Below are 8405 nucleotides of genomic sequence, written 5' to 3' on the forward strand. Positions count from 1 at the left end.
TAGGTATGCCTGAAACTTGTCGTATTGACTTATAAACTCTAAATTTAATTACGCAACAAAGCCAAGTAGGATACTAGATCAGAAAGAATGGCATTTGATAAAAACAACCAATAAAAATGCCCTACAGACTAGTATTGCAGTTTAATAAACTATCAATATTGAATTCGTTTGATAGATTTAAGAAATAGCATTTAAAAAAGATACGACTATTACATTTATAGAAAAAGCAGTTAAGGAATGGGGCGATAAATACGACTATCAATATGTAAAATATACTAATAGCAGAACTCCAGTGAAAACTTTTTGTAGAAAGCACAATAAAATATTCTTGCAGATTACAAAGCTCACTTTACCGCTAAAAGACACTGTTGCCCGGCTTGTTATAAGGAAGTTTGAGGGCACTATCAAAATGAACGGCGTAAGAAGTTGCCAATTCAGACTGCGTTGTCAATGAATACTCATCCTCTTATAAGTCAGGTATTTTCTTGCTAGGTTTAAACAACAAACAGTGTGGACAATATAGTGTTTATATTTGTTGAATTCTATCTGATGCATTCATCATGGTGATGAAAATATAAGGTTAATTCTACAAAAAGGCATTGTCGAACTTTAATTATTAACAACCAATAAAAATTAATAATCCAGATTTATCACTGGTAGGAATAAATATGAGTAACAAGATGAAAAAGCATGTTCTATTAACACTACCTATTTCAATACTAGCGACAGATGTTGTCGCTAGTGTGAATTTAAATGGCGGAATGGTGGGGGAGTTAGTTCAACCTGCGTCACCTTCATCTCATTGGAATAATTATCAGATTACTCTCAAAAACAACGGAAGTAGTGCGATTGAATTGCATCAGAACGAGTTTCGTTTTGATACCCCATCGCCTATGTACAGCGCGCCATGGGGAGTCAGCGGGGCTAGTGTGACTCTGAAATCTTCAAAGGCGAATGGTGATATGTTCACCAATACGTTGGTATTTGCGTCATACAACGGCACATCTCGTTTGCTTAAGCCTGGTGAGTCAGTCTCGATGACATTTGGCTATAGCGGAACCTTGGACAATGCGTTGATTGAGGCTTCGTTTCGCTTTGGGGGTGATGACAATGTGGTCGAGCCCAACAATGCGCCTAGCGTGACTCTATCTCGTCCTAGTTCAAATATTTCAATCGTAGAAGGTCAGTCTTTAACGCTAACAGCGCAGGCTTCCGATGTTGATGGCGACCTAGAAGGCGTTAAGTTTTTCGTCAATGATCGTCAGATCTCTGATGATAAAACGTCACCATACGAGTTTAATCTTGCCGATCTCGGCGTAGGTACGCACTCCGTTTACGTGAAAGCATACGACTCGAAAGGGAATATCACGCAAAGTGTTACTCGAACGGTTACTGTTGAACCAAACAAAGGCACTGCACCTGAAATTGGCATTACCCAACCAACGGGCCAAGTCGAGCTGCAATTAGGCGATTCTTTGAATGTCATTGCTAATGCTAGTGACGTCGATGATGATCTCGCTGGCGTAGAGTTTTATGTGGATGGACAAAAGCTAGCGACTAAAACACAGCCACCATTCAATTTCCAATTTACTCCTGTAAACGAAGGTCTCTATTCATTCCATACAGCGGCTTATGATATCGCAGGAAACCGAACGGAATCTCCACCTCAAGCATTTAAAGTCACGGCTCCAGTTGTTGAAACGACACCACCTGTCATCAGCATTGTTTCTCCACAGTCTCATGTAAACACTCTATCAGGTGAATCAATCGTGGTGGCTGCCCAAGCTTCCGATGTAGACGGCGACCTAACTGAGGTGCGCTTCTATGCAAATGGTGAGTTACTTGCGACGAAGAAAAGTGCGCCATATACCGCTGTTGTTATCGCCCAAGCAGGCAAAACCGCTATCGTAGCGGAAGCGATTGATGCTGCAGGCAATACAACCCGCACGTCAGAAATCAATATCACTGCAAAATCCTTGTCTGGTGGAGAGAGCTCAGGTGGAAGCTGTGATGTGCCTCAGTACCAAAATGGTGGTAATTATGCCTTTGGCGACAAGGTTCAGAACAATGGCTCTATCTACGTATGTAAGCAGTTTGGCTGGTGTGGGCAAGCACCCTATGAGCCAGGTGTTGCATGGAATGGCAGTAATTTCTGGCAGGATGCATGGGACGTTGAAGGGGCTTGTGACGCACAGCCTAACGTAGCGCCTTCTATCTCAGTCGTAAAGCCGAATGTGACAGCGAGTTCAGCTTTTGCATTGAGCGCCAATACCAGCGATGAAGATGGCCAAGTAGCAAAGGTAGAATATTACATCGATGGGATTTCAGCGGGGACGACAAGTCAGGCTCCATTTACTCTAAATCACCAAGGGCTCAGTGAAGGAAGTTATCAACTATTCGCTGTAGCGACTGATGATAAAGGTGCACAAACACGTTCAGAAAATGTGGCACTCAATGTTGAGCAAGCCTTTGAAGGCAATCGTTTAGCTATCACTTTTCCAAACTTTGATCATAAAGATCTTTTGAACCCTCCTGCTGAACTGCAAGACCAGGTTTTGACTGGCACGCTTTATTGTCCAGCGGATGGCACGACCACTCAAATTGAAGGGACATGGGGCGAAACCGTCAATATTGATGGTTTAGGAGAAGACTGTTTGTATCAACTGAACCTTGATGGTTTCAGTGGCTACGTTGCCCGATTCTCACCTTGGGTAGTGAATTTTTCTAAGTCTGAAGAGCGACAAATTGATATCAATACTCTGTATCGAGCGCCGATCGCCACAGAAGCACTTTTCCCATTAGGTGGAGTAAAAGTTGAAACCTATTTAGAAGGGATCTATCAACCTCGCTCAATGGCGATGGGTGACAACATGATCTTCGTTGGTTCCTCTTCAATCATGTTGGATAGCGAACCTTTAGGTGGCACTATTTACGCCGTTCAGCTTGATCCTCAAACAAAACAGCCAATCGGTACTTATGTCGTGGCGGAAGGCGAAGAGCCTCATGGTGTCGCATATCGCGATGGTAATCTCTACTACAGTACAGTAGGTGCTCTATACAAGATTGAGAACATCAATGAGACCTTTAAGTCACGCCCTGTAGCTGAAAAGATCTTCACCTATCCTGCTGACGGTACCAAAACGCCGATCCCAACAACGCAGTGGTGGACTAGGATGCAGCACCAAAAGCATCCATTGAAGTTCAATGCTGTCGATCCGACGGACAAGAAGCTTTATACCGCTGCAGGTCTACCATGTAATATTTGTACGACACCAGAAGAAGAGCTTTACGGAACAATCTTTGCGATTGACTTGGAAACGGGTGAGTACGAAATTCAAGCTAATGGTATTCGTAATTCTGTGGGCTTCGACTGGCACCCGAAAACAGGCGAGATCTGGTTCAGTGATAACAACCGCCAGCAGTTTGATAACCCGGATGAGATTAACCGTATCTCAAACCCAGGTAATCAAAACTTTGGTGCGCCAATCTTCTTCGGTAAAGATACTCGAGGTCTGACAGATCATGAGATGGCGAACTGGCAAGATATACTACTTGGTGGCGAAGGTAGCGATGGCTCTCCAATTATCCCGCCAAAAGCTATTTTGCCTCAAATCGATTATGACGTGGTTAAACCAACAGATTACGCTGGCGCTGAGTTTGATGTATTCACCAACAGCGCACCTTTAGGTGTTAAGTTCTGGAACGCTTACTCACAGTCAGACAATATCCAGCACCTTGTTTATGCTACTCACGGTAATAGTAAACCAGAGCACCCGGGCTTAGAGCTTCGCATGGTGACCATTCAAAATGGTACAGATGTGATCCATGAGCGCCCATTGGTGACGGGGTGGATGAAAGATCGTCAAACGGTTGAATCTTACGCGTGTTTAACGGACGCATGTATTGGTCGTCCAGTTGAGTTCCTAGAGCTGAGCGATGGCTCAATGCTGGTATCAGACGATAAAGCGAGCGTAATTTATCGCGTCTCTTATGATGATACAGGAGCAAACCAGAAACAGATCACGTTCACGACCACCGAGGCACCAGATAGCAACCTAAGTGAAGAGTTGGTTAGCGGAGCTTTGATTCACCCTGACGCTCATGAAAGTAAGTTCCATGTTGCGTGGAATGCGCCTTCAATGAACATTGATGGTCTGGAAAATGGTACTTATCAAGTTCGCTTAAATGATGTTGGTGAGTTCATCCCAGAGCAACGTATTCATTCGATCACGCTCTCAAACAGCGCTCCAACGGCTACGATTGAGCTGAAGTATGTTGAAAAACCGAAAGATTTGATAGGTGTCGTTAAATTTACAGCACCATCGAAACCTGCCAATGCCACTGAATCTAGTTTACGTCTTACTTTCATTGATAAAGCGCAAGACATAACGTTTGAGCGTGAAGTCGCGTGGGGTGCGTCATTAGAAGAGGCTCTAGATTACGGCTCGTACGAAGTTCGTTTCCCATACCTAAAGAACTACTTCCCTCAGCCGTCTAAGCTCAATGTGGCTATCAATGAGTCTAGTTTAGAGCATAACTTAGATGTGGAGTTTATTGGCTTTAACTCTGGCGAAGATCTTATGGCGCAAAACTGTAATGCGTGTCACTCAACAGAGTTCTTCGACAATGTGAATAAGGCAAATGCGTGGACCAACGCAGGATACGGTGCTCTGATTGACAAAATCATGTCGATGCCGGTAGCGGGTCACTGTGATCTTACCTGTGCAGAAGAAATTGCGGATTACTTATTCGATGATGTGTGGAGCGAGTACCTTGGTCAAACGGAATCGTATGGTAATCGACAAGTAAGACTACTTACCAACCTTGAGTACGCGAATACTATTCAAGATATATTTGCCATCAAAGTTGATAAGCAAAAACTGCCGAAAGACAAATATGAACGTGAATTTAAATTCGCTGGTCAATCTAGTCAGGGCATCATCCTCACTGAGGACATGAAGCAGTACCATTCGGTGGCGGTCGATATCGCAAGCCGTATTGATTTAGCGTCCATTGGTTACAGTGAAGACGTGAGCCAAGCAGAGTTCATTTCTAAGCTAGGTCAGAAAATCTATCGCCGACCATTGACTACTGATGAGCAATCAAGATTTGCCTCTTTCCTTGGGAAATATGGAGCCAGAGATCTGGTTGCGTCGATGTTGTTGTCACCGAATTTCTTGTACCGCTCAGAGCTAGGTACGTTGACGGATGAGTCTCACGTTTATGAGTTGAGTCAGTACGAAGTTGCTACCGCGCTTTCATACAGCTTCCTTGGTACAACACCAAGTGAGTCTTTGTTAGCGAAAGCATCTCGTGGTGAGCTCGAGACTAACGAGCAGGTAGCCGCAGAAGTGGCAAGCATGCTGACAAGTTCAAAAGGTATCGCGCGATTTACCGACTTTATTGGTTACTACATTCACACCCAAGTTCAAGAGCTACCTGAAAAGCCAGGCTTAACGACTGAAGTGGTTAATGCGATGGTGCAGGAGCAGGCGGAGTTTATTCGTTACTTCCTAACCGAAGGTGAAGGAACTGTTGTAGAGCTATTTAACCCGAACTTCACTTTTGTTAATGGGGCACTGGCTCAGCACTACGGTATTGGTGGTGTTACAGGCGAAGAGTTCCAAAAAGTTGTTGTAGACAATGGCCAGCGTGGTGGTCTGTTACAACAAGGCTTAACACATGTTGTGAATTCAGACTATGCGGCAACCTCTTTGGTCAAGCGCGGCCTAATGATCCGTCAGAACTTATTGTGTAAAACTATCGGTGCCCCTGTGGATGTTGATCCGGACTCAATCGAACTACCTGAGTCGCCAATTACTACTCGTGAGCGTTGGGACACCATTAACGGCCAAGATGCTTCGGCAGGACAGTGTTGGCAATGTCATGAGTTCATGAATGATACCGGCGCTTCGATGGAGAACTACGGCCAGACAGGTAAATGGAGAACAACCGAACTAGCATACAACGACCCAAGTGTTACTTTGCCAATTGATGCGTCAGGTCCGTTGGTGGATAACTCTGGTTCTCATGTGATGCTTGAGTTCAACAATGTGCGTGATATTTCCGCTCACTTCCCTACCAATGCCGCTGTGCTTCAGTGTTTAGCGGACAGCTACTTCCGTTATGCGATGGGACAAGAGGCGAATGCTAACTCGAATGCGGGTATTCAAGACATGACTAAGCAGCTTGAGAAGAGTGGCTCGATTACAGAAATGCTGGAAACCCTTGCAACGTCGCAAATGTTCAAATTCAAAAAGGAGAGTAACTAATGTCTTTTCTAAAAAGTCGTAGACATTTTCTAAAAGCCGCGGCAGGGGCTGGTGTGTTAGCACCGATGTCATTGCCAGGGCTTACCCGTATTGCTCATGCAGGAACAACGGGCCAAGCGAAAACCAAAGTGGTGTTTTTTGTGGTGCCAGATGGACTTGCTACTGATAGCTTTAATGGTCAGTTCAATCAGGGTCTGTGGTTTCCAAAAACCGAACAGGCAAACGCAACTGATACCACGCAGTTTGCGCTTAACGAAGTGAGCCAAGAGCTTGCTGCGTATAAAAACCGCTCTTTGTACCTGCAAGGAATCATCTTAGGTCAAGGCAACGCGGGTCATAACGGTTGGACAGAAGTGTTGCGAGATCGAAATAAGAGCGAGTCTTCTATCGATGTATTGCTAGGACGAGCGATACCGGGAACGGACCCTTCTCAGCGAGCTATATTTGCAGGCCCTCATGCGACAGATAGCGTGAACTGGTATGTCTCTTGGGATGGTCAAAACAAGCGAACGCCTCAAGGTAACCCCAATTTGTTATTTGAAAACATTTTCGGTACTAACTATAGTGGCGCAAAAGCGCGTACGGCTCAAAACAACAATGGGACGCATCTATTTGATCCCATTAACCAAGATATTCAGACATTGCGCTCGAAGCTATCAGGCAGTGAGCGACAAAAACTGGACACCCACTTGGATTCGATGGAGCAAGTGGTTGCTGATATGGATGCGACATTGCCAATTACAGCTGAATGTTCGCCAGTCATGCCGAGTGACCATCCGATGATGTCACCAGATTTTCGTAACCAAGTTCAATCAAGTCACCATCAGGTAGTGGCGACAGCACTGAGTTGTGGCGTGTCACGAGTAGCAACAGTGCAAGTCGGTCGTTCGGCTGACCAAGTAGTGATCAAAGATGCCAGTTTACGAGCGAACCCACATGACCTTGCCCACCGTTATAAGAGTGAGCAAGAGTGGAAAGACTGTCGAAAGTGGTATGTACGTCAGGCGAGACTGTTTTTAGATGAATTGTCTCGTCATGCTGACCCTGACGTACCCTCTGACTCTTTACTTGACCACACTCTCGTTGTCATTACATCTGAAATGTCGGATGGTGCACCAGAACATCAGTACAATCAACCAATGTTATTTGTTGGTGGTGCTTCTGGCCTTCTAAAGAGCGGTGATGGTCAAGGACGTTATTTCGACATCCGCTCTCAAGGCGATCGGAATCACTGGGCAGCAGGGCGACAAGTTGATCAACAGCGTATTTGGACAACGGTGGCTCAAGCCATGGGGACCTCAGTGCCGTATAGCGGAAATACCAGTGCTGTATCTGGCATTTTTACTAACGTGTAACTAATTGACTACCTAAGTCGTAATAGATAAGGGGGAGATTTTTTCCCCCTATAGTAGGAGTATTTTATGATCACCATCCTCCAACGATTCGCTTTATTTTTGCCGCTATTAGCGCTGACAGGGTGTGATAGTTCGGATGCCACCAAGCAAGTTACCGTGACTTCACAAGTCTCGGTGACAGAGCAAAAAGCGACAGCGCCTAAAACCCTAAATCGCCCTGTTTCAGTCCAAGGGTGGCTCAAACCAGGTAGTCCTGATCTTGAGTTTGTAGAAATCCCTGTAAAGGTTACCCTAGAAGAGTTTAGTTCGAGCGGAGAATCAAAAATCTTGGCGACCACAACAACAAAAGCCAATTACCATACGGGGTTCTTGGCTCGTTATGTTTTGGAGTACAACACCAACCAACTAGATGAAGATGCAAAGTACTTTGTTCGAGTGGAAGCAAAGCGAGGAGAGGAGGCTCTTTGGCACAACAACATCCTCTTTTCTGGCCTGACTAACCCCTACCAAAACTCAACCATCAATATTGTCGTAAAATAAGTCTAAAAGAGCTTGAACGCTAATAAAGCTCTATGCATATCTCTAACATTCTCTGAACTTAGGTTAATGAGGTGGATATTACACTTCACAATACATTAAAGAATACTGTCTAAAGTTATGGTTCGGTAATGCGTTCGATACCTGTACGAGTGAACTGGATGTAACGGGCTCTGGCCAACGGCATCTCACCATCAAGGAAGTGATTGACATCAATCCTGTTACGCCAACGCCTGTTCCA

At 44.9% G+C, this 8405-nt stretch carries 3 protein-coding genes; all 3 read left to right on the plus strand.

Annotation, left to right across the window (positions count from 1 at the left end; all coding sequences use genetic code 11):
• Positions 1 to 668: 668 nt before the first annotated feature.
• The 3 genes from A142_RS16235 to A142_RS16245 all read left to right on the plus strand — a co-directional run bounded on the left by A142_RS16235 (position 669) and on the right by A142_RS16245 (position 8167).
• Positions 669 to 6272 carry an Ig-like domain-containing protein gene (locus tag A142_RS16235; RefSeq protein WP_019821151.1) on the plus strand — a complete coding sequence of 1868 codons (5604 nt, stop codon included), beginning with the start codon at positions 669 to 671 and terminating at the stop codon, positions 6270 to 6272.
• Entirely contained in the window at positions 6272 to 7627 is a 1356-nt protein-coding gene (locus A142_RS16240) for a DUF1552 domain-containing protein (RefSeq protein WP_019821153.1), read from the plus strand. The genes A142_RS16235 and A142_RS16240 overlap by 1 nt, the downstream gene beginning before the upstream one ends.
• A gap of 66 nt (positions 7628 to 7693) precedes the next feature.
• A complete protein-coding gene (locus A142_RS16245) occupies positions 7694 to 8167 on the plus strand; it encodes a hypothetical protein (protein ID WP_019821155.1) in 474 nt (157 codons plus the stop codon).
• The last annotated feature ends 238 nt before the right edge of the window (positions 8168 to 8405 follow it).

It is taken from the genome of Vibrio splendidus 12E03, from assembly GCF_000272105.2.
Taxonomy (GTDB): Bacteria; Pseudomonadota; Gammaproteobacteria; order Enterobacterales; family Vibrionaceae; genus Vibrio; species Vibrio splendidus_I.

Coding starts and splice junctions, on each gene's coding strand:
- A142_RS16240 (WP_019821153.1), top strand. CDS start 6,272: ATGTCTTTTCTAAAAAGTCGTAGACATTTTCTAAAAGCCGCGGCAGGG.
- A142_RS16235 (WP_019821151.1), top strand. CDS start 669: ATGAGTAACAAGATGAAAAAGCATGTTCTATTAACACTACCTATTTCA.
- A142_RS16245 (WP_019821155.1), top strand. CDS start 7,694: ATGATCACCATCCTCCAACGATTCGCTTTATTTTTGCCGCTATTAGCG.